This is a genomic window from Roseobacter sinensis (assembly GCF_025755255.1).
GTDB classification, from domain to species: Bacteria; Pseudomonadota; Alphaproteobacteria; order Rhodobacterales; family Rhodobacteraceae; genus Roseobacter; species Roseobacter sinensis.
Map to the genome: position 1 here is coordinate 109,593 of NZ_JALIEB010000011.1, position 20,212 is coordinate 129,804.

Consider the following 20,212-nt stretch of genomic DNA (forward strand, 5'->3'; position numbering starts at 1 on the left):
CCGGGCGCGCGAAAACCCTCAAGCCCCGAGGCTAGGCGGCGAAGACCGCTGCGAGGATCAGGTAGGCCCGGATCGCCAGCCCCAAGGTCAGGGCCGCCAACATGTAATTCGGCATGACACGGGCAAAATCCTGGTAGTAGCGCGCCTCTTCGCGCTTGAGCTGCACGGTCGCCTCATCTGCACCCTGCGCGATGAGGCGCGCAACCGCGCGTTCGTGCCAGCGCGAGCGCAGCAGGAAAGAGCACGCCCAGATCGCCGGTGCGAGGATCAGCGCATCGGAGACGAGACCGGCCGTGCTCACTTCTTGACGGCGTTCAACTCGATCCGGTAGCCCAGCGCCTCGGCCAGCGCGAAGACCTTCCACAGGGTCGGCCCTGTCTTCGAGTCGCCGCGTGCAATACGCGACAGCGCCGTATGATCGAAGCCCGATTGCGCCCCGATCTCACGCAGGCTCATGTCCGAGCCGTTCAGCATCTGGGCGATCACCTGCGCACCGAGCGTCCGCGCCAACTCTTCGCCGGCGTCACGGAAGACAGCGTGCTTTTCTGCGGGCTCCAGCGCGTCGAATGCGGCATCAAACCCCGCCTCGTCCAAGGCCTTCACGGGTTTGACCGGCGCATTCGTCGTGCGTGCCGCCGCGCGGACCGCTTTGCGCTTGGACGCCTTGCCTCCGGTTCCGGCATTGATCTGTACATCAGTCATATGTCACCGTTGATATCGCGGTTAGAACTGTTGTCTTGCAAAGCAACACCTAGTCAACCAGCGTGCTTTTGTCAAGATTTCAGCGTGCGGTGCGATCAGGCTTCGGTAACCCGCGCAGCTCTGCGATCACCTTCTTGGCCACCGCGGCATCGCGCAAATCGGTCAGGGTCCGATTGCACTCTGTGAGGGTGCCGACCGTCAGGAACGCCAGCCGCCGATCCGGCTGTTCGGTATAGAGCACCACGCAAGCCAGGTTGAACCGGCGGGCATGAAAGCGGGCAAAGTAGCCTTCTTCATCCTTATCGTTGAGCCCGGTAATCTGCTGAAACAAAACCGGTTTCTCCAGATCGCTCAGAAAGGCCCCAAACTCCGGCGGGGGATAGCCGCTCTTGATATGATGCGCCTGCTCCACGTGGCTCCAGCGCAGATGATCGGGATTGCGCCAGCTGTGCTCGACCCCGTCGAGGTATCGTTTCAGCTTGAAGATGCGCACCTTGGCCCTGGCCGCGGCCCGCGGTGCCAGCTTGCCGGCCCGATCGAGCGCGTCGAGAAATCCGTTGGTGATAAAAAAGTTCAAATCGGACATAACCGCAGTTGAGGTAAAACAACTCGCGAAATCAAGAGCGTGGAGCAGCCCGTTTGACACAAGACCAGATCATCCTCTTTTCGCTCTTCGGCGCCGTCTTCGGGCTTCTGCTCTGGGGGCGGTTTCGCTATGATATCGTTGCCTTTTCCGCGCTGATGATCGGTGTGGTTCTGGGCGTCGTGCCGACCGAGGCGGCGTTCTCCGGCTTTGGCCATCCGGCCACGCTGGTGGTGGCGCTGGTGCTTGTGGTCTCCGCCGGTCTGGTGCGCTCGGGGGCGGTGTTTCTGATCACCCGCACGCTGGTCGATGCCTCCCGTGCACTCGGGGCACATATTGCTTTGATGGGTGCCATCGGCGGTGTGCTCTCGGCCTTCATGAACAATGTGGCGGCGCTTGCCCTGCTGATGCCTGTCGACATCCAAACCGCGCGCAAGGCAGGTCGGCCGCCCGGGCTCAGCCTGATGCCGCTGAGTTTTGCGACGATCCTCGGGGGGATGGCCACGCTGATCGGGACACCGCCCAACATCATCATCGCCTCGATCCGGGAAGACGCGCTCGGCGCGCCCTTCGCCATGTTCGACTTCGCCCCCGTCGGCGGGGCTGCGGCGCTGGCCGGGCTTGCCTTCGTCGCCGTGATCGGCTGGCGCCTGATCCCGCAGAGCGGCGAAGGCACCACGACCGAGGCCGAGTTGTCGCAATACATCGCCGAGCTGACCGTGCCCGAAGGCAACAAGCAGATCGGCAAGCGGCTCGCTGAACTCTCCGAGGCCGCCGACAAATCCGACGTGGCCATCCTCGGGCTGATCCGCGACGGCAAGCGCCGCTACGGCCAGGCGCGCAATTCACTTCTGCAAGCGGGAGACGCGCTGGTGCTGGAGGCCACGCCTGACGCGCTCGACGAATTCCGCAGCAGCCTCGATCTGGCCGTCGCGGATGCCAAACGCGAAGAGGCGCTGCGGGCCGACGGCGAGGGCGTTGAAATCATCGAAGTGGTGGTGCCCGAAACCGCGCGGATCACCGGCAAGACGGCGCAGTCCATTGGTTTGGCCTGGCGCCAGCGCACGGTGCTTCTGGGCATCTCGCGGCAAGGCAAACGGATCACCAAGCATCTGCGCCAGACGGAAGTGAAGACCGGGGACATCCTGCTGCTGCTGGTTCCACGCGATACCGGCCCCGACGTGACCGACTGGCTAGGCTGCCTGCCGCTGGCCGACCGCGGCCTTGCGGTGACCGAGAACCGGAAGGTCTGGCTTGCCATTGGGCTTTTCGCGGCAGCCGTCGCGGCAGCCAGTCTTGGCCTTCTCTACCTGCCCATCGCCTTGGGGCTTGTGGTTGTGGCCTATGTGCTGACGCGCATCGTCCCCATCAACGAGCTCTACACCCACATCAGCTGGCCCGTGGTGGTGCTCTTGGGGTCGATGATCCCGCTCGGGGCAGCACTGGAAACCTCTGGCGGGACGCAGTTGATCGCGGATGCGCTGGTGTCCTGGACCGGGGGATTGCCCGCCTGGGCGGTGCTGACCGTCCTGATGGTGGTGACGATGACGCTGTCGGACGTGCTCAACAATACCGCGACGACGATTGTCGCGGCTCCGGTTGGCATCCAGATGGCGCAAAGCCTCGACGTCTCGCCCGACCCCTTCCTGATGGCCGTGGCGGTGGCCGCCTCCTCCGCCTTCCTCACACCGATCGGCCACAAGAACAACACGCTGATCCTCGGGCCCGGCGGTTACAGGTTCGGAGACTATTGGCGCATGGGCCTGCCGCTCGAGGTTATCGTGGTGGTGGTGTCGATCCCGGTAATCCTGATCGTCTGGCCGCTCTGAGCCCGGACATGAAAAGACCCGCATTCGGGCAGCCGAATGCGGGTCGGGGATCTCGTGGGCGCCCTTCTGACACCCTTTGGCTCAGCGTCCGTAGACGTGGGCATAGGCCACATCATAGGCGTCTTCCGGGAACATCCCCAGATCAATCGCCGTCTCGCGTGGCATGTACCGCAGCTCGTGATAGGTGCGGTTGAATTCGGCCCGTTTTTCGGCCGCGGTTTTTAGTCGTGCTATGATGCTGTTCATCTGACATCCTTTCATCAAAACCGGTGTTCTGATAGCGCCAACATGATGTCGAAACCCCTAATGAACAACGCGCAAAAGAGAAAAGCTGACCTGCAATTTCTGCATAGCAGCATGAGCGGTCAGAGCGGCCAGATGAGCGGGATCATCATCGACACGATCAGCGCCATACTGAGGTTCAGCGGCACGCCGATCCGCATGAAATCGGTGAAGCGATACCCGCCTGGCCCGTAGACCAGCGTGTTGGTCTGATAGCCGATCGGCGTGGCAAAGGCACAGGAGGCCGCGATCATCACAGCCACCACCAGCGGGCGCGGATCGAGCCCGAGCGCAGTGCCGAGCCCGATGGCCAGCGGCGTCATGATCACCGCAACCGCGTTGTTCGAGACGATCTCGGTGAGCGTCGAGGTCATCACGAAGACCACCAGAACCACCACCGTCGGCGGCATCGCCATCAGCGTCGGTGAAACGGCATCCACGATCAGCGCCACTGCGCCTGAATGCTGCAGGGCAGCACCGACTGCGAGCATCGCAAAGATTAACGCCAGGAGGCGGCCATCGACGAAGGAGAACGCCTCATCCGCGTCGATGCAGCCCGTCACCAGCACCAAGGCCACCGCGAGGATTGCCAGCAGCAGGATCGGGGCGACATTGAAGGCCGCCAGCGCGACGATGCCTGTCAGCGCGAGGATGGCGATCGGGGCGTGGCTGCGCCGAAAGGCCCGGGCCGAGGGTTGCGAGACATCGACCATATCCATCTCTGCCGCAAGCCGTTTGATATCCTCTGGCGCCCCTTCCAGAAGCAGCGTGTCTCCCACTTTCACGACAAGGTCCTCGAGCTGCCGCCCGATGTTCTGATTGCGCCGATGCACGGCCAGCGTGTAGACGCCGTACCGCCGGCGCAGGCGCATGTTGCCCAGGCTGCGCCCCACCAGCCGGCATCCGGGCGTGATGAGCACCTCCACGGTCGTGGTTTCGACCGCCGAAACCTGATCGACGCGCTTCAGTTCCTTGTTGGCCTGCAGGCTCAGAAGCTCGGTCATCTGCGTGCGCAGCACCACGCGGTCGCCGACCTGCAAGGTCACATCCTTGAGATTGTGCCGAAGCGAGGCGTCACCGCGGACCACGTCGACAAGCCGCACACCCTCCCGTTTAAAGAGCTGCACCCCCAGCACCTCGCGCCCGATCAGGTTCGAATCCGGCGGAATCACGGCTTCGGTGAAAAACTTCATCTTCGACCGGTCCGAGAGCATGTTCGCCATGCTGTCCCGATCCGGCAGCAGCCGTCTGGCAAAGAGGGTGAGGTAGATGAGACCCCAAAGGCAGACCACGAGGCCGATGGGCAGGATCTCGAAAATCGTGAACGGTTCCAGGCCCTGGGTACGCGCGACCCCGTCCACCAGCAGATTGGTTGAGGTACCGATCAGGGTGAGCGAGCCGCCCATGATCGCCGCGTAGCTGAGCGGGATCAGCAGTTTCGACGCCTTGGCGCCCAGGGTCTGGCTCAGTTGCACCACGACGGGGATCATCACGACCACAACGGGCGTGTTGTTCATGATCGCCGAGGCCCCCATGACCGAGAGGATCACCCCGACGACGGCCCCGCGCGGATGGGTCTTGGCATAGCGTTCGGCCATGCGGGTCAGCACCTCCAGCGCGCCGGTGCGGACCAGCGCCCCCATCACGATGAACATTGCGGCGATTGTCCAGGGGGCGGGATTGCTCAGCACCGCCAGCGCGGTCTCGTAAGGCAGAACGCCCAGAAGCAGCATCAGCGCGGCACCCGCGATGGCCACCACCTCGGTTGGATATGTCTCGCGCACGAAGAGCGCGAACATCACCGCCACTACCCCGAGGGTCAGAAATGCGCCGGTGTTGGGAGACAATTCAAGCAAGGGGGTCAAGGGGATAGGACCTTTGATGCGATGCAACCACAGGTGAGTGTGGCGAATTGCTCAGGCCGAGGCAAGCGCCGCTTTCGGGCGCGGCTGCACCAGATACATGCCGGCAAACATCAGCGCCAGCGCCGCCCAGATGCCAGTGGAATAGGCCTCATCGAGGATCAGTTTCGCCCACAGGACCCCGAAGCCCGTCACAAGGTAGCTCACCTGCACGGCAAAGACCGAGCCTGCGCGCCCGACCATCCAGACATAGCCTGCGTAGACGACCACGTGGATCACCGAGGCCAGCATCAGGGCCTGGCCTTCGCGGGTCAGCAACTCCGCCGCGGGGATCCACTGTGTGGAGAGCAGAGCGACCGGCAGCATGATCACCGCCCCCATCAGCGAGGCGCCGTAGAGCACCTGGAACGGGTCCATCCCGGCGGTGCCGAACTTGGCCACAAGGTTGCCTTCGAGCCCGTAGCAGATGCCCGCGACCAGCGCGACGAGCACCCAGAACACCGAAAGATCAAGCGCCGACGCCCCCGGCGCCGCGATCAGAAGCACGCCGCAGAGGCCAAGTGCAAGCCCGATGAAGCGCCGCCACGAAAAGAGGTCGAGCCCCATCAGCAGCGCAATCGGGAACGCCCACATCGGCACCATCGAGAGCAGGATCGAGAGGATGCCCGCGGGCAGATGCACCGCGGCCTGATAGGATGTGGTGTTCGGGATCATCGTCCCGATCAGAGCGACCATGAGGCAGATGCCGATCTGCGCGCGTCCGCGCGGCAGCTTCGTGCCACGCAGCGCGCAGATGGCCGCCATGAGGGCTGCACCGATCGCCAGTTGCCAGAAGATCAGACCGAAGTGCTTGTAGCCCGTGGAGACCGCAATCTTGGTTAGCGGCTGGGTCATCCCCCAGCCGGCCCCGAGCAGGACAAGAACGCCGGTGAACAGCGCAACCTCTCCGCGGGACAGGGTCACGGCGCTGCGGCCTCCAGCAGTCCGCCGTTGCGCACCATCGCAATCCGCGCGGCCTTGCCCGTCCGGTCATCCGTTTCGACATAGACGCCCGCCAGCGTCGCCTCGCCCGCCGCAGGGATGAAACGCTCGCGCGGCATGCCCGTGATGAAGCGGCGCAGGGGTTCGGCCTTCTCCATGCCGATGACGGAGTTGTAGTCGCCGCACATGCCCGCATCGGTCAGGTAGGCCGTGCCTCCCGGCAGCACCATGGCATCGGCCGTCGGCACATGCGTATGGGTGCCCACGACGAGGCTCGCGCGCCCGTCGCAAAAGTGGCCCATCGCCATTTTCTCCGAAGTCGCTTCGCAGTGCATATCGACAATGACCGCCGCCGCCTGTCCACCGAGGGGATGCGTCTTGAGCACCGGCTCCACCGCCGAGAACGGATCGTCGAAGGGGCGTTTCATGAACACCTGCCCCAGCGCCTGGGCCACCAGCACCTTGCGCCCGTTCTGCGCTGTAAACAGACGTGCGCCCTTGCCCGGCGCGGCCTTGGAGAAGTTCAGCGGGCGGATGACCCGCGGCTCCTGCTCGATGAACTGGAGCATATCCTTCTGATCAAACGCGTGATCGCCGAGGGTGATACAATCGGCCCCCGCCTCGAGAAGGGTCTTGGCGTGTGCCCCCGACAGACCGATGCCCGAGGTCGCATTCTCGCCGTTGATGACAATGAAGTCGAGCTTCCACTCCTGCCGGAGACGCGGCAGGTTGTCCGTGATCGCGCGGCGGCCCGCACGGCCCATCACATCTCCGAGGAACAACAGCTTCATGGACGATGGGTAGGGCGCGCACCTCAGAAGGGCAAGGGGCGGCGCGCAGAATAATCACGATCCGGGTGCCGGACGCACCACTGCGGCGCGTCCGGCCCTGGTCGGCGCGAACCCCTCAGAACCGGCGCGTCAGACCGATCCGCAGCACGGTGGCGTCGGTCTCGGTTTCGCGGAAGTTCCCGTTGAAATTCTGCTCGGAGGCATCCCACTGGTAATGCACCGCTTCGAGACGGGTCGACCATGTGTCGTTGATGGCGACCTCCGCCCCCAGCCCAAGGCCAAAGGAGCCGATCAGGTCGTCGTCATCCGAGCCCGACGGGCTTAGCCCAGCATCTGTAATGCCGAGCCCAACGATACCGTAGTAGTAGGCGCGCTGAGTGGCATAGCCCGCCCGGATGCGCGGCTCCAGCAGGAACGACCCATCGAACCCGGTGCTGCCGAATGTGGCATCAGACGCGCCACCCGGCGTTTCGAGACGAGACAGCGCAACCTCCGGGGTCCAGACAAAATTCGGTCCGCGCCGAATGCCGTAGCCCGCATAGATCCCGAACCCCGAGCCCTCATCCGACAGGTTGTGCACGCTGCTGCCCGCAATCTCCGAGGAGGTGTCCGTGAAGTTGAACGACACCCCGCCATAATACCCTGTCCAGCGATCCTGCGCATCTGCGGGCAGAGCGAGCGAGACGACAATGCCACCCGACAAAAACAACTCTCGATAGTTCATGTGAAACCTCATATGATTTGGTAGAAAGGCAAATAGTTAACCTTGAGTTTGTTTTAATTATTGTTTTACAATAATTTTTGCAAGCAATGTTGTTATGTGGAGTGCTCACCCGTGCCCAACCCTCTCGACAGACAGGCCAAAATCGCCGCTACCGCCCGCGCCGGCGTCTGGTTCAGCACGCTCGCCCTGGGGCTGGCGCTGCTTCTTGCCGCCTATTTCCTCTTCCTGTCGGTTACCGATCCGCTGCAACTGGGGCGCGAACTGGCCAAGGAACTCGAGCTTGAGATCGACGGTCTGCGACTGACGACCGCGAGCGCCCTGCTCGCCAGTCTGATCTGGCTCACCACCGATTTCATGGCCGTGGCGATGATCCTGCTGATCCGCAGGCTCTTTTCCGGTCTGCGTGCGGGCACGGGCATCTTTACCGAGACGACAGCGATCCGCCTGCGCCGCATCGGCTGGGTGCTCGTGCTAATCATCCCGGTCAGCATGGTGGTCGACGGGATCGCCCGGGCGCTGCTGCGCTATTGGGCGGATCCCACGGGCATCACTTTCGGCATAGGCTTTCAGGATGGCGACATCTATGCGGTTATCCTCGGCCTGATGCTGGTGGCGCTTGGGCACATCATGGTCGACGCCGCGCATATGGCAGAGGAAAACAGGGCTTTTGTCTGACGCGGAGGACGACAAGGGGCAGCGTATCACCGTCACACTGGATGTGATGCTGGCCCGCCGCAAGATGCGCTCGAAGGAACTGGCCGAGCGTGTGGGCATCACCGAACAGAACGTGTCGCTGCTGAAGTCCGGCAAGGTGAAGGGCGTCCGCTTCGAAACGCTCGCCCGGATCTGCGAAGTGCTCGACTGTCAGCCGGGAGATATCCTGACCTACGAACCGCCAGAGGACTGACGCAGATCGGTCATGCCCGTCTCGGTCACAATGAAATCAAGCCGCTGGTCCGTCGGCTCCAGCGGCAGCGCGTCGGCCTCCTGCGCGGCATAGGCAAAGCCCACGGCAAGGGTCGGGCGTTTGGCCCGCAACTGGGCGAGGGTCCGGTCATAGAAGCCACCGCCATAGCCCAGCCGCCCGCCGCGCGCATCGAAGGCCACCAGCGGTACGATCACGATCTCGGGTTCGAAGACCACTTTCTCTTCGGGGATCAGAGCTCCGAAGGCACCCGCGACCAGCGGCATATCAGGCTCCCAGCGCGCGAACTCGAGCGGCTGCCCGTCCCCGAGGATGACCGGGATACCGACCGGCCCGTAGGCCGCGGCCTCGGCCATGGCAGGGCGCGGGTCGATCTCCGTCCGGATCGGCATGTAGCCCGAGAGCGGCACCCCGCGATGACCGGCCAGAAAGGCTGAGAGCACGCCCGCCCCGGTGCCCGGATCGGCCGCATGGGCCGCCTTGCGCCGCGCAAAGCCATCGTGGCGGGCTTGCGTCTTCTGTCCGGCAAGATCGCTCACAGCAGCACCACGACAGCCAGCCCGAGGAAAGCGAAGAAGCCCACCACATCCGTCACGGTCGTCACGAAGGCCCCCGAAGCCAGGGCCGGGTCGATGCCGACGCGTTCGAGGATCACCGGGATCACGGTGCCCGCAAGCCCTGCGACGACGAGGTTGATCACCATCGCGGCGGCAATCACATAGCCCAGCGCGGGCGAGCCGAACCAAATGACACCCACGACACCCATGACCACGGCAAAGACCACGCCGTTGATCAGCCCCACCAGCACCTCGCGCCGGATCACCCGCCAGACGTTGGCGCCCGTGAGGTCCTTGGTGGCAATCGCCCGCACCGCCACCGTGAGCGACTGCGTGCCCGCATTGCCCCCCATCGAGGCGACGATGGGCATGAGAACCGCAAGTGCCACGATCTGGGCAATCGCCGCCTCGAACTGCGCGATCACCAGGCTCGCCGCAATCGCCGTCACCAGATTCACCGCCAGCCAGGGCAGCCGCTGCTTGGTGGTCTCGATCACCCGGTCGGAGAGCGAGCCTTCACCCACACCGGCCAGGCGCAGAATGTCTTCCTCGTGCTCCTCATCCAGCACAGCCATGGCGTCATCGATCGTGATCACGCCGATCAGCCGCTCCTCGTCATCGACCACGGGCGCGGAAATCAGGTGATACTGGTTGAAGGCATAGGCCACGTCGGATTCGTCCTGCAGCACCGGGATGATCTGGAAGGTCTCCTCCTTGATATCCATCAGCCGCACCTCGCGCTTCGAGCGCATCAGCTTGCCCAGGGTGACATTTCCGATGGGGTGCAGGCGCGGGTCCACGAGCACGATGTGATAGAACTGGGCGGGCAGCTCCTCCTCGGGCGTGCTGCGCAGATAGTCGATCGCCTCTCCCACCGTCCAGTGTTCGGGCGCCATCACGACCTCGCGCTGCATCAGGCGGCCGGCGGAGTATTCCGGATAGCTGAGCGCCTGCTGCACCGCCATCCGGTCCACATCGGGCAGCGCCTCGAGGATGGCCTCCTGCTGGTGGTCTTCCAGATCCTCCACCAAATCGACCACATCGTCGCTGTCCATGTCGCGCACGGCCTGGCTCAGCACCTGCGGCGTCAGAACCGCGATCACCTCCTCGCGGATCGACTCGTCGAGTTCCGACAGGATCTCACCGTCAAACTCCCGCCCGTAAAGCCGGATCAGCCGCGAGCGGTCGAAGGCGTTGATCTGCTCGAGCAGGTCCGCGATATCGGCCGGGTGCAGCGGCTCCATGAGCTCGGTAAGCTTGGCCGCATCGTCGATGTCCACCGCATAAAGGATTGCCGCGACGGCCTTGGGGCCCAGCACATAGGCCTCGTCTTCATCCTCCGGCTGCAGTTCGGTGGATTGATCTGACATGCGCGTCTCCCCTGTCTTGCGCGGACCATACGGGGCCGCCCCCGCAGTGACAATGCCGCCCGCTTCCCCGTTGTGGCTGCGCTGCGAAGGGCCTAGAGAAGAGGCCATGAGCACGCCCCGCCTCCTTCTCGGCCAGACCTTCGAGGCCCGCGGCAACCCGTTCCGGCAGCCCTGGCGGGAGGCGGTGCGGATCGACAGCGCGGGCGCCGTCCTGATCGAAGATGGGCTGATCCGGGCCGTCGGCAACCGCGACCGCCTGCGCCGCGACGCCCCGCAGGCCGAGGTGCACGATTATGGCCCGCAACTCATTTGCCCCGGCTTCGTAGATGCCCATGTGCACTACCCGCAGACGGCGATCATCGCGAGCTGGGGCAAGCAGCTCATTGACTGGCTCAACACTTACACCTTTCCCGAGGAAATGCGGCTGGAAGATCCTGACTACGCCGCGCGGATCGCGAACCGGTACCTCGACCTGGCGCTGAGCCACGGCACGACCACCATGTGCTCTTACACCACGGTCCACGCCCACAGCGTGGATGCGTTTTTCGACGCGGCCGCGGCACGGGGGATGCGCACCGTGGCGGGCAAGACCTGCATGGACCGCAACGCGCCCGAGGGGCTGCGCGACACCGCGCAATCGGCCTATGACGACAGCAAGGCGCTGATTGCGCACTGGCAGGGGCAGGGCCGCGCGACTTATGCGATCACGCCGCGCTTCTCGCCGACGTCGACGCCGGAGCAGCTCAGCGCACTGGGATCGCTCTGGGCGGAGCACCCAGAGTGTCTCATGCAGACCCACCTCAGCGAACAGCCGGCCGAGATCGCCTGGGTGCGCGCGCTCTTTCCGCAGGCCCGCGACTACCTCGACACCTATGAGGCGCACGGGCTCCTCGGCCCCCGCGCGGTCTTCGGTCATGCGATCCACCTGGAGCCGCGCGAGATCGACCGGATCGCCGAGACCGGCGCGGCGCTGGTGCATTGCCCGACGTCGAACAGCTTCATCGGCTCGGGACTCATGGATGTGGCCGGGCTCGCCGCGCGGTGCATTCCCGTGGGGCTGGCCACGGACACCGGGGGCGGGTCGTCCTTTTCGATGCTGCGCACCATGGCCGCGGCCTATGAGATCGCGCAGCTCAGAGGGAGCGCGCTGCATCCCGCGCAGCTGATGTGGCTGGCCACGAGCGGTGCGGCCCGCAGCCTGCATCTGCACGACAGGATCGGCACGTTGGCTCCGGGCCACGAGGCGGATCTGACCATCCTCGATCTCGCCTCCACCCCCGCCATTGCGCAACGCGCCGCTGAAGCCAAAGACATCTGGGAGGCCCTCTTCCCGACGATCATGATGGGCGAAGACCGCGCCATCTCCGATGTCTGGATCGGCGGGCAGAAACACCGACCTGCTTCTTCTGGCTGAAAATATCCCCCCCGGAGGGCCGGCCCGACACGCGCGCCGACGATGTCAGCAGCCGGGCGCGGCCAGCACCATGACCCAAATGCGCCCCGTCCCTTCGACCAGCGCAAATTCACGCGCCTCGCGCGCCAGCATGTTCCGCCGGTGGCCGCGCGAACCGGCCCAGGATCGCATCACCTCGCCCAGCGTGCGTTGCCCCTGCGCGATGTTCTCGGCAACAAAGCACCAGCCATAGCCTTGCCCGGTGACCCGCGCGCCCACTGTCGAGCCGTCGCTGCCGCGATGATCGAAGAAGCCGCGCGCAGCCATATCGTCAGCATGCACCCGCGCCGCTGCCTCCAGCGCGGCGGAATAGGCCAAGGGCGCGCGCCCTTCGCGCGCCCGGTACTCGTTCAGCGCTTGCGTTGCCTGCGGGTCCGCGAAGCCGCCGCTTGCCAGACAGCACAGAAACAGGACCGCCAGAATTCGCATCAAAACGCCTCCATCAATTCACGGGTCATCTCCGCCTGCCGTGAGATCAGTTTGGGTAGATCAAGCGTCGTCACCTGCCCGTCGCGGACCACTGCACGCCCCTCGACAAACAGATCGCGCACCGTCGTCGGCCCTGCCAGCAGCAGCGCGGCGGGATCCCAGCTTCCCGACGCCTCCAACCCCGAGACGTCCCAGACCGCCAGATCGGCCCGCGCGCCAACAGAGATCCGGCCGCATTCGGGCCGCCCCAACACATCTGCCCCACCCCGTGTCGCCAGTTCCAGCGCGGCGCGGGCACTCATCGTATCGGCGCCCTGTGCGACCCGCTGCAACAGCATCGCCTGCCGCGCCTCGGCCACCAGATTGCTCGCGTCATTGCTGGCCGACCCGTCGACGCCGAGCCCAACCGGCACGCCCGCCCCGCGCAGCGCCGCAACCGGAGCAATCCCGCTGCCCAACCGGCAATTCGAGCAGGGACAATGCGCCACGCCGGTGCCCGTCCGGGCGAAGAGGGCGATCTCCTCGGCATCGAGCTTCACGCAATGTGCGTGCCAGACATCCGGCCCGACCCATCCCAGATCCTCGGCATACTGACCCGGGCGGCAGCCGAAGGCCTTGAGAGAATAGGCGACATCCTCGTCGTTCTCGGCCAGATGCGTGTGCAGCATGACGCCTTTGTCGCGTGCGAGCGCAGCCGCATCGCGCATCAGATCGCGACTGACGGAAAACGGCGAGCAGGGTGCGATGCCCACCCGGCACATCGACGCAGCAGACCCATCGTGGAACGCGTCGATCACGCGGATACAATCGTCGAGAATATCGGCCTCGTCCTCCACCAGATCATCCGGCGGCAACCCGCCCTGCGCGCGACCAATGCTCATGGCTCCGCGCGTCGGCTGGAAGCGCAGCCCGATCTCTGCGGCCGCGTGAATGGTCTCGTCGAGCCGTGTCCCATTGGGATACAGGTAGAGATGATCGCTGGTCAGGCTGCACCCAGAGAGCGCGAGCTCCGCCAACCCCACCTGTGCGGAGATAAAGACATGCGCGGGCGTGTAGCTCGACCAGATGGGATAGAGCGTCTCGAGCCAGCCGAAGAGCAACGCGTCCTGGGCGGCAGGGACGGCGCGGGTCAGCGTCTGGTAGAGGTGGTGGTGGGTGTTCACCAGCCCCGGCGTGACGACGCATCCCGAGACGTCGATGGTGGTCGCATCATGGCGCAGCCCGACGCCGATCTCACGGATGACCCCACCGTCGATCAGGACATCCGCACCCCGCAACTCGCGGCGTTCATCGTCCATGGTCACCAGATGATCGGCGTTGCGCAAGAGCAACGCGCTCATCCGAGCGCGTCTCGCAATACGGCGAGGGCCTTGGCGTGCAGCTCCGGGTTGGCCGCAGCGATGGCGCGGCCGCCCTCATGCGCGGGCTCCCCCTCCCAGTTGGTCACCACGCCGCCCGCGGCCTCGATGAGCGCGATGGGCGCCTGGATGTCATAGGCCTGCAAGCCCGCTTCGATCACGAGATCGACCTGACCGGCGGCAACGAGCGCATAGGCGTAGCAATCCATGCCATAGCGGGTCAGTTTCGCCCGCTCTGCCACGGCGCGGAACGCGGCGGCCTCCGCCGGCGTGCCGACTTCCGGGAAGGTCGTGAAGACAACGGCCTCCGCCAGATCAGAGGTCGTGCGGGTCACGATCTCGGCCACGCCAGCCGGCCCGGTGAGCTCGGCCCGTGCACCGCTGCCGACGAAGCGCTCGCCGATGTAGGGCTGGTCAATCAGCCCGTAGAAGGGTCCCGCCGCATCGGAGACCGCGATGAGGACGCCCCAGGTCGGCGTGCCGCTGACAAAACCGCGGGTGCCGTCGATCGGATCGAGCACCCAAGTCAGCCCGCTTGTTCCTGAAGAAGCGCCGAATTCTTCCCCCAGCACCGCGTCGTCCGGCCGGTGCCGCTCAAGCACGGCGCGCATCGCCTTCTCGGCCGCCCGGTCCGCCTCCGTCACGGGGTCGAAGCCGTCAGCGAGCTTGTTGTCCTGCACAAGCCCGCGCGCACGGAAGTATGGCAGGATCGCGGCTCGCGCCGCATCTGCCATCGCACGGGCCGTTGAATCGATGATGACGAAATCAGATGCGTCGCGGTCGAGTGTCATGCGGCACTGGTGCCAGCGGAACACCCCGGAGACAAGAGCCCTGGCGAATTCCTAAGGCTGCCGGGGTCAAAATATGAGAACTTGCCTGCGCACGCCGCCAATCAGGCGACGTCGCTCAACACGCGGGCCAGTTCGAACAAACGCCGGCGCTGGTTCTCCGGGATGGCATAGTAGGAGCGGACGAGATCCATAGCCTCCTTGTCGCCCATCATGTCGGCGGGAATGCTGTCTTGTGCGGCAGCACCACCATCTTCCGACTTCAGACCTTCGAAGAAAAACGCAACGTCGACCTCGAGCGCATCGGCGATGTCCCACAGACGGGATGCGCTGACGCGGTTGGCACCTGTTTCGTATTTTTGGATTTGCTGGAACTTGATCCCGACACTTTCCGCCAGTTTCTGCTGCGTCATCCCAACCAGCCAGCGGCGTTGACGAATACGCTTTCCAACGTGAGCATCTACGACATGTACCATTTGCTTATCCCTTGCGTTTACCTTGTTAAAAACGTGGCCTTCCGACCGGACTGCATCCTTGGCACAACCTAGCCGCGATCACCACCAACCATTCTGCCGCTGAACAATAGAGAAAAACGACCCTCGATCAATGATTATCGCCTCCCAATAGCGTGAGCGTGAGGCCGTTCGAATCAATCATAGCGCGTCTTTTCCAGTGAAATCAGAGCTTTTTGAGACGAAATCCAGCGTCGCACTATTCGATTAAAATTTTGTGCATTTGGTCAAATTTATCTGGATTAATTCAATCTTAAGTTGATTTTAAGCATGAATGACAGCGGTTTTTCCACGATGGCTAGAAATCCTGCCAGGCACCGCTGCGCCGCTGTCATAGCGCATCTCTGGATCGGCGGAAATTGTCTCGTTCACGCGATATTGGCAAGATCCCGCCGGACCAAGGGAAAATGTGAGGGTCCGGCAGGTCGGCTTGCGAAGGACATCTGCCCGAATCTCGCGCTGCACGGGCAACCACATGCGTCAGGCAATCTTGAGGCGCGAAGCATCCATCTTCGAAAACGCGCGGCGCAAAAAATCGGCCAAGGTGTCGTGCATCACGTTCTTGCTCGATTGCGCTCCATAAAGGTTGATCAGCTGGCTCGGAAGCTCGGGCAGCGCGCCATTGTGTTCGACACGTTGCAAGTGGGGCGGTTCAGTGCCTTCGATCATCGTGTGCACGGCCAGATCCGCGCTCACCGTCGCCTCGATCGTTCTGTCGCTTTCCGTCTCGACCATCACCTCCCAAGGGATCTCCGCGAGATCGAGCGCTTCAACCACATGGGGCCGGAAGGTGCATTGCCGGCCGAACGCCAGCCTCAGCGGCGTCTGCCGCCACGCGGTCCCGCCTGGAGCGCCAATCCAGCGCAGCGGCTTTTCATCCAGGATTTCCCCGCCGGTCTCCAGCGCTTTCTCCGTGGTCAGAATGAGATCGCACTCGCCCTTCTCGAACATCTCTTTCAAGGCCCGGGTATAGGACGAGACAAGTCGCACCCGGACCCGCGGAAAGGCGGCGTGGAACTGCTTCAGCACCTGTGGGATGACCGGATAGACAATATCATGCGGAACGCCGAGCACGATCTCGCCTTCATAGGCCTGGTCGGTCAGCCGCCCGACGACCTCATCGTTCAAAGCGACCATGCGCCGCGCGTAGATCAGCAGCTGCTCTCCCGAGGCCGTCAGCGCGATGGTGCGGCCGGAACGGTCCAGAAGCTCGACGCCGAGAAGCTCTTCCAAGCGTTTGAGCTGCATCGAGACCGCGGACTGGGTCAGATGCAGGAACCCGGCGGCGCGCGTAACACCGCCGGCGTCCGCGACGGCAACAAAGGAGCGTAGCGTGGTTATGTCGAGATTTCTCATATCACCAACCTTGATCAAAGAGTTCACAAACATTCGTTTCTAAAATGAACCACAGTTTGCCATATACATCAAGTATGCTGATGCAAAGCGGAACAATCATCACGAAAGGAACTGGGAGATGTCCCTGATCGACACTGTTACATATCGCAGAGCCGCCGCCCTGCCCCGCCGCCACTTTCGTCTTGGTACCTACCTGTCGCTCTGGCGGTCGCGCCGCGCGCTGGCCCGACTCGACGCCCGCGCGCTGGAAGACATCGGCGTCGACAGCGAAGCGGCACAATTCGAGGCCCGTCGCGGCTTCTGGGACGTGCCGGAGACCTGGAGAAACAGCTGATTCTCGCCTCTCAAGCGCTGCTTCGCCGCCACATTAACGATTTGGTATCCAAATCTTACCAAACCGGCACATTCCCGACCGAAAAACCTTGAAATAGAGCTCTGCGCCACCGATATTCAGCGCAGAGCGCGCGTAGAAGGTCTGCGCGCACAAAGTGTTTCAAGTGGAGGTCTTAATGGCTGACGTGAATACAATCCGGTCGACGGCCGGATCCCGCGCCGCCCAGATTGATGAGGGGCTGCGCGCCCATATGAACAAGGTCTACGGCACGATGTCCGTAGGCATGCTGATCACCTTTGCTGTGGCTTGGGCTGTTGGCACGGCGCCCGGTCTGCTGGCGGTCTTCCGCGATCCGGTCACGCTTCAGCCGAACATCCTCGGCTGGATCATCATGTTCGCGCCGCTCGCGATGGTGTTTGGCTTCAGCGCGATGATCAACAAGTTCTCGGCGGCGGCTGCACAGTTATTCTTTTACGCCTTCGCAGCCGTGATGGGCCTGTCCATCGCCTGGATCTTCGTGGCCTTCACCGGCATGTCGATTGCGCAGGTATTCCTGATCACGTCGATCGCCTTCGCGGGCCTCTCGCTGTGGGGCTACACCACGAAAAAGGATATCTCCGGCTGGGGCAGCTTCCTGATCATGGGCGTGATTGGTCTAGTGGTCGCGATGCTGGTGAACATCTTCCTGCAGTCGCCTGCGATCATGTTCGCGATTTCGATCCTCGGCGTGCTGATCTTCGCGGCACTGACCGCCTATGACACGCAGAACATCAAGAACACCTACCTGGCGCATGCGCATCATGGCGACCAGGAGTGGCTGCAGAAGTCCGGAATCATGGGCGCACTGAGCCTGTACCTGAACTTCATCAACATGTTCATGTTCCTGCTGCAATTGTTCGGCAATCGCGAATAGACGGCAGCACATCCTCGATCCGGGGCCGGTTCCGAAAGGGACCGGCCTTTTTCGTTACTGGCTTCTTTCGGACGTTCGCCTGAAGCTTGCGGTACCCTCGTGACCAGTTCCTGCCAGGCGATCAGCCGGAGGCTGCGACCGATGAGTCATGCTCAAGGCAAGATGCTTTGGGTTGCTGGCCGGTGCTCGGCCCGGCTCGGCAGGTGGCGGATGAATGCGGTCACCTCAGCCGGCGAGCGCAGGTGGTGCACGGCGAGGCGCGGATGCCTGTCAATGAGCTCCTGGAGCCGGTGGCGGTGTGTGCGGCGCGTACGCCAGATGTAGTGGTAGAATTCAAAGGTCTCGCCGTGCAGCTTTTCGACACAGCCTTCAGCCATATCGGGTCGGCGCCGCCCGTAATGGCGGATCATCCGCGAGGTCACCCGCCACAGGCGCAGCAGCACCGGCAGGTCGAGCCAGATCAGCGTATCGGCCCGGCCCGCGCGATGCCCATAGGTCGCCGAAAGACCGCCTTCGAAGATCCAGGCCTCGGAGGTTTCGATGTTGTGAGCCAGGGCGAGTTTGTCAGCGCGCGGCCGCTCCTGCCAGTCCGGCAGCCAGTGAAGGTGGTCCATATGGTGGACCGGCAGGCCCGTGCCCTCTCCCATGATCCGGGCGAGCGTGCTCTTGCCCGAGCCAGGGCCACCGACAATCATCACGCGTTTCATACTGCCTCCAGAACGTAAAAGGCCGCGCTGTTGCAGCGCGGCCCCGTCATCCTTGGAATGGCGGATCTTACTTGATCTTGCCTTCCTTGTATTCGACGTGCTTGCGGGCGACCGGGTCGTATTTGCGCACGACCATCTTCTCGGTCATCGTGCGCGCATTCTTCTTGGTCACGTAGAAATGGCCTGTCCCCGCCGAGGAGTTCAGACGAATCTTGATCGTGGTTGGCTTGGCCATGGTGCGTCTCCTGCTGCGACCCGTCCCGCGGGACCGGTCGCTGAAAATCCTGAAGCCCGGCTTTTACCCGGATGCGAGGGCGAGTCAACCGCAAATGCTTGGTTTTCGGAACCGCCGCGCGACCGGCGCCGCCCAGCCTGGCGGTCCGGCGATTGCCGCTCGAAACGCTGCATACGGATCCACCGTTTCGGCGCCCGCGCCAATGCTCTGACCGGCAAGACCTCAGGCTTTTGGATTTCGGTGAAAATGAGGTTCGGCGACACCGCCCGCCCCGCCCGGCGCTCAGACCTGACCGGCCATGCTCTGCCATGCGGCGTCTTGGACCGTGGTCCGCTCTTTCCAGGAACCATGCGCGGAAGGCCTGTAAGCCGGATTCTGTTCCCCGAGGCGCGCGCCCCGGTTCGATGACCATTCCTCTCGCCCATGCGTTGCCGCAGAGGCTCTAGCTGCCAACCCGGATCTGCTGGGGCAAAAGCGGCCCCGTCTTGCGACGCGCGATCCCTATTTGGCATTGCTCCCGGTGGGGCTTGCCGTGCCGCCCCTGTTGCCAGCGGCGCGGTGGGCTCTTACCCCACCGTTTCACCCTTGCCCCCGTGCATCGCATGGCGATGTGCAAGGGCGGTCTGATTTCTGTGGCGCTGTCCGTCAGGTTCCCGGTGGGTTTCCCCACCGATCCCTGCCCGGGGGTTACCCGGCACCGTTGCTTTTTGGAGTCCGGACTTTCCTCGACCCCGGTTCCCCGGCGCCGCGGCCATCCGGCCTTCCGCGCGGGGCGGTGATGCGCGTTATTTCAGCGCGCGTCAATGGGTGGAGAGGGCGGAGCCTCCGGCGGGAGTATTTTTGGACGGGTGAAGGAGCCGGTTATGTCCAGAGCGCCGCGTGACCGAGAGGGGTGAAATCCTCCGGCGCAAGCGGCCCGGTTGCGTGCGGACGAAAGCGCAGGCGGACTGCAGCAAGAAGTGTCTCATGATCCACATCCGCCGTGAAGCCTGCGTCGCGCGCAATGCGGCGAAACAGCGTACAATCAGGGGCCCCAGGGCCCTCTTCGTATCCCGCCTGGGCGGCCAGCCCCTGTCGCGCCAGGCGGGTCCAGTCGAACCGCGGCCCCGGGTCGCTTTTGCGGCCCGGGGCCATATCCGAATGGCCGATCACATTTTCGGGCGCGATGTCCCAACGCTCCATGATCCTTTGAAGAAGGCCCTCTAGCGCCGCCATTTGCGGCTCGGGGAAAGGATGATCCCCGGTGTTGTCCAACTCTATCCCGACCGACCGCGAGTTGATGTCCTGCTGCCCGCGCCATTCGCCCTCGCCCGCATGCCAGGCGCGCTGATCTTCGGCGACGAGCCGCGTGATCGCACCGCTTCGGCAGACCACATAATGCGCCGACACCTGCGCTTCAGGATCGCAGAGCCGCTGGATCGCTGCTTCCGCCGAGCTCATGGCGGTGTAGTGCAGGACAACGATTGAAGGACGCAGCCCGTCCCGGCGCGGCCCGAAATTCGGCGAGGGCCGGTCGATCAC

Annotated in this window: 24 protein-coding genes and 1 other RNA gene; 6 read left to right on the forward strand and 19 right to left on the reverse strand. The window is 63.9% G+C overall.

Going from position 1 to position 20,212, the window contains the following annotated elements:
* Positions 1-31: 31 nt before the first annotated feature.
* From MUB52_RS16230 to MUB52_RS16240, 3 genes are all read right to left on the reverse strand, one after another.
* Entirely contained in the window at positions 32-301 is a 270-nt protein-coding gene (locus MUB52_RS16230) for a hypothetical protein (protein ID WP_263845291.1), read from the reverse strand.
* Entirely contained in the window at positions 298-702 is a 405-nt protein-coding gene (locus MUB52_RS16235; RefSeq protein ID WP_263845292.1) for a helix-turn-helix domain-containing protein, read from the reverse strand. The genes MUB52_RS16230 and MUB52_RS16235 overlap by 4 nt, the downstream gene beginning before the upstream one ends.
* A gap of 79 nt (positions 703-781) precedes the next feature.
* The gene (locus MUB52_RS16240) at positions 782-1,279 is read right to left on the reverse strand and encodes a hypothetical protein (protein WP_263845293.1); all 498 of its coding nucleotides are present in this window, start codon (positions 1,277-1,279) and stop codon (positions 782-784) included.
* A 62-nt stretch (positions 1,280-1,341) separates the two neighbouring features.
* On the opposite strand from MUB52_RS16240, the gene MUB52_RS16245 reads away from it, so the two are divergent.
* A complete protein-coding gene (locus MUB52_RS16245; protein ID WP_263845294.1) occupies positions 1,342-3,114 on the forward strand; it encodes an SLC13 family permease in 1,773 nt (590 codons plus the stop codon).
* 81 nt (positions 3,115-3,195) lie between these two features.
* Here the strand turns inward: MUB52_RS16245 and MUB52_RS16250 are convergent, their stop codons facing one another.
* From MUB52_RS16250 to MUB52_RS16270, 5 genes are all read right to left on the reverse strand, one after another.
* A complete protein-coding gene (locus MUB52_RS16250; protein WP_263845295.1) occupies positions 3,196-3,360 on the reverse strand; it encodes a hypothetical protein in 165 nt (54 codons plus the stop codon).
* A gap of 119 nt (positions 3,361-3,479) precedes the next feature.
* The gene (locus tag MUB52_RS16255; RefSeq protein ID WP_263845296.1) at positions 3,480-5,261 is read right to left on the reverse strand and encodes an SLC13 family permease; all 1,782 of its coding nucleotides are present in this window, start codon (positions 5,259-5,261) and stop codon (positions 3,480-3,482) included.
* 51 nt (positions 5,262-5,312) lie between these two features.
* On the reverse strand, positions 5,313-6,221 hold the full coding sequence (locus MUB52_RS16260) for a DMT family transporter (protein WP_318527439.1): 909 nt from the start codon (positions 6,219-6,221) through the stop codon (positions 5,313-5,315).
* Positions 6,218-7,030 carry a TIGR00282 family metallophosphoesterase gene (locus MUB52_RS16265; RefSeq protein WP_263845297.1) on the reverse strand — a complete coding sequence of 271 codons (813 nt, stop codon included), beginning with the start codon at positions 7,028-7,030 and terminating at the stop codon, positions 6,218-6,220. The genes MUB52_RS16260 and MUB52_RS16265 overlap by 4 nt, the downstream gene beginning before the upstream one ends.
* A 115-nt stretch (positions 7,031-7,145) precedes the next feature.
* On the reverse strand, positions 7,146-7,754 hold the full coding sequence (locus MUB52_RS16270; RefSeq protein WP_263845298.1) for a porin family protein: 609 nt from the start codon (positions 7,752-7,754) through the stop codon (positions 7,146-7,148).
* Between the two features lie 111 nt (positions 7,755-7,865).
* Here MUB52_RS16270 and MUB52_RS16275 point away from each other — a divergent pair, with 111 nt between their 5' ends.
* Positions 7,866-8,429, forward strand: coding sequence for a DUF2975 domain-containing protein (locus MUB52_RS16275; protein ID WP_263845299.1), 564 nt, complete (start codon positions 7,866-7,868; stop codon positions 8,427-8,429).
* Complete coding sequence (locus tag MUB52_RS16280; protein WP_450103981.1) at positions 8,422-8,661, forward strand: helix-turn-helix domain-containing protein; 240 nt, start codon at positions 8,422-8,424, stop codon at positions 8,659-8,661. Before MUB52_RS16275 ends, MUB52_RS16280 begins: the two co-directional genes overlap by 8 nt.
* Here MUB52_RS16280 and MUB52_RS16285 read toward each other — a convergent pair.
* Positions 8,640-9,218, reverse strand: coding sequence for a 5-formyltetrahydrofolate cyclo-ligase (locus MUB52_RS16285; RefSeq protein WP_263845300.1), 579 nt, complete (start codon positions 9,216-9,218; stop codon positions 8,640-8,642). The genes MUB52_RS16280 and MUB52_RS16285 overlap by 22 nt on opposite strands.
* Complete coding sequence (gene mgtE, locus MUB52_RS16290; protein WP_263845301.1) at positions 9,215-10,606, reverse strand: magnesium transporter; 1,392 nt, start codon at positions 10,604-10,606, stop codon at positions 9,215-9,217. The genes MUB52_RS16285 and mgtE overlap by 4 nt, the downstream gene beginning before the upstream one ends.
* A gap of 106 nt (positions 10,607-10,712) precedes the next feature.
* Between mgtE and guaD the strand changes: the two genes are divergently transcribed.
* On the forward strand, positions 10,713-12,020 hold the full coding sequence (gene guaD / locus MUB52_RS16295; RefSeq protein ID WP_263845302.1) for a guanine deaminase: 1,308 nt from the start codon (positions 10,713-10,715) through the stop codon (positions 12,018-12,020).
* Between the two features lie 45 nt (positions 12,021-12,065).
* Here guaD and MUB52_RS16300 read toward each other — a convergent pair whose 3' ends face one another.
* The 5 genes from MUB52_RS16300 to MUB52_RS16320 all read right to left on the reverse strand — a co-directional run bounded on the left by MUB52_RS16300 (position 12,066) and on the right by MUB52_RS16320 (position 16,502).
* Entirely contained in the window at positions 12,066-12,488 is a 423-nt protein-coding gene (locus MUB52_RS16300; RefSeq protein ID WP_263845303.1) for a CAP domain-containing protein, read from the reverse strand.
* Positions 12,488-13,828 (reverse strand): 8-oxoguanine deaminase, encoded by a 1,341-nt coding sequence (locus tag MUB52_RS16305; protein ID WP_263845304.1) that lies wholly within the window; start codon positions 13,826-13,828, stop codon positions 12,488-12,490. Before MUB52_RS16305 ends, MUB52_RS16300 begins: the two co-directional genes overlap by 1 nt.
* The gene (hisN, locus tag MUB52_RS16310; RefSeq protein ID WP_263845305.1) at positions 13,825-14,637 is read right to left on the reverse strand and encodes a histidinol-phosphatase; all 813 of its coding nucleotides are present in this window, start codon (positions 14,635-14,637) and stop codon (positions 13,825-13,827) included. Before hisN ends, MUB52_RS16305 begins: the two co-directional genes overlap by 4 nt.
* A gap of 101 nt (positions 14,638-14,738) precedes the next feature.
* Positions 14,739-15,110: a helix-turn-helix domain-containing protein gene (locus MUB52_RS16315; RefSeq protein WP_263845306.1), complete on the reverse strand. Its 372-nt coding sequence runs from the start codon at positions 15,108-15,110 to the stop codon at positions 14,739-14,741.
* A 516-nt stretch (positions 15,111-15,626) separates the two neighbouring features.
* A complete protein-coding gene (locus tag MUB52_RS16320; protein WP_263845307.1) occupies positions 15,627-16,502 on the reverse strand; it encodes a LysR family transcriptional regulator in 876 nt (291 codons plus the stop codon).
* A 118-nt stretch (positions 16,503-16,620) separates the two neighbouring features.
* Between MUB52_RS16320 and MUB52_RS16325 the strand changes: the two genes are divergently transcribed.
* Together MUB52_RS16325 and MUB52_RS16330 are read left to right on the forward strand one after the other, a co-directional pair.
* On the forward strand, positions 16,621-16,836 hold the full coding sequence (locus tag MUB52_RS16325; RefSeq protein WP_263845308.1) for a DUF1127 domain-containing protein: 216 nt from the start codon (positions 16,621-16,623) through the stop codon (positions 16,834-16,836).
* 175 nt (positions 16,837-17,011) lie between these two features.
* Complete coding sequence (locus tag MUB52_RS16330; RefSeq protein ID WP_263845309.1) at positions 17,012-17,749, forward strand: Bax inhibitor-1/YccA family protein; 738 nt, start codon at positions 17,012-17,014, stop codon at positions 17,747-17,749.
* A gap of 152 nt (positions 17,750-17,901) precedes the next feature.
* Here the strand turns inward: MUB52_RS16330 and MUB52_RS16335 are convergent, their stop codons facing one another.
* The 4 genes from MUB52_RS16335 to MUB52_RS16350 all read right to left on the reverse strand — a co-directional run bounded on the left by MUB52_RS16335 (position 17,902) and on the right by MUB52_RS16350 (position 20,212).
* On the reverse strand, positions 17,902-18,456 hold the full coding sequence (locus MUB52_RS16335; protein WP_263845310.1) for a P-loop NTPase family protein: 555 nt from the start codon (positions 18,454-18,456) through the stop codon (positions 17,902-17,904).
* A 67-nt stretch (positions 18,457-18,523) separates the two neighbouring features.
* A complete protein-coding gene (gene rpmG / locus MUB52_RS16340) occupies positions 18,524-18,691 on the reverse strand; it encodes a 50S ribosomal protein L33 (protein ID WP_011454349.1) in 168 nt (55 codons plus the stop codon).
* Between the two features lie 348 nt (positions 18,692-19,039).
* Positions 19,040-19,458, reverse strand: an RNA gene (gene rnpB / locus MUB52_RS16345) — RNase P RNA component class A.
* Positions 19,459-19,552: 94 nt separating this feature from the next.
* Complete coding sequence (locus tag MUB52_RS16350) at positions 19,553-20,212, reverse strand: N-acetylmuramoyl-L-alanine amidase (protein WP_263845311.1); 660 nt, start codon at positions 20,210-20,212, stop codon at positions 19,553-19,555.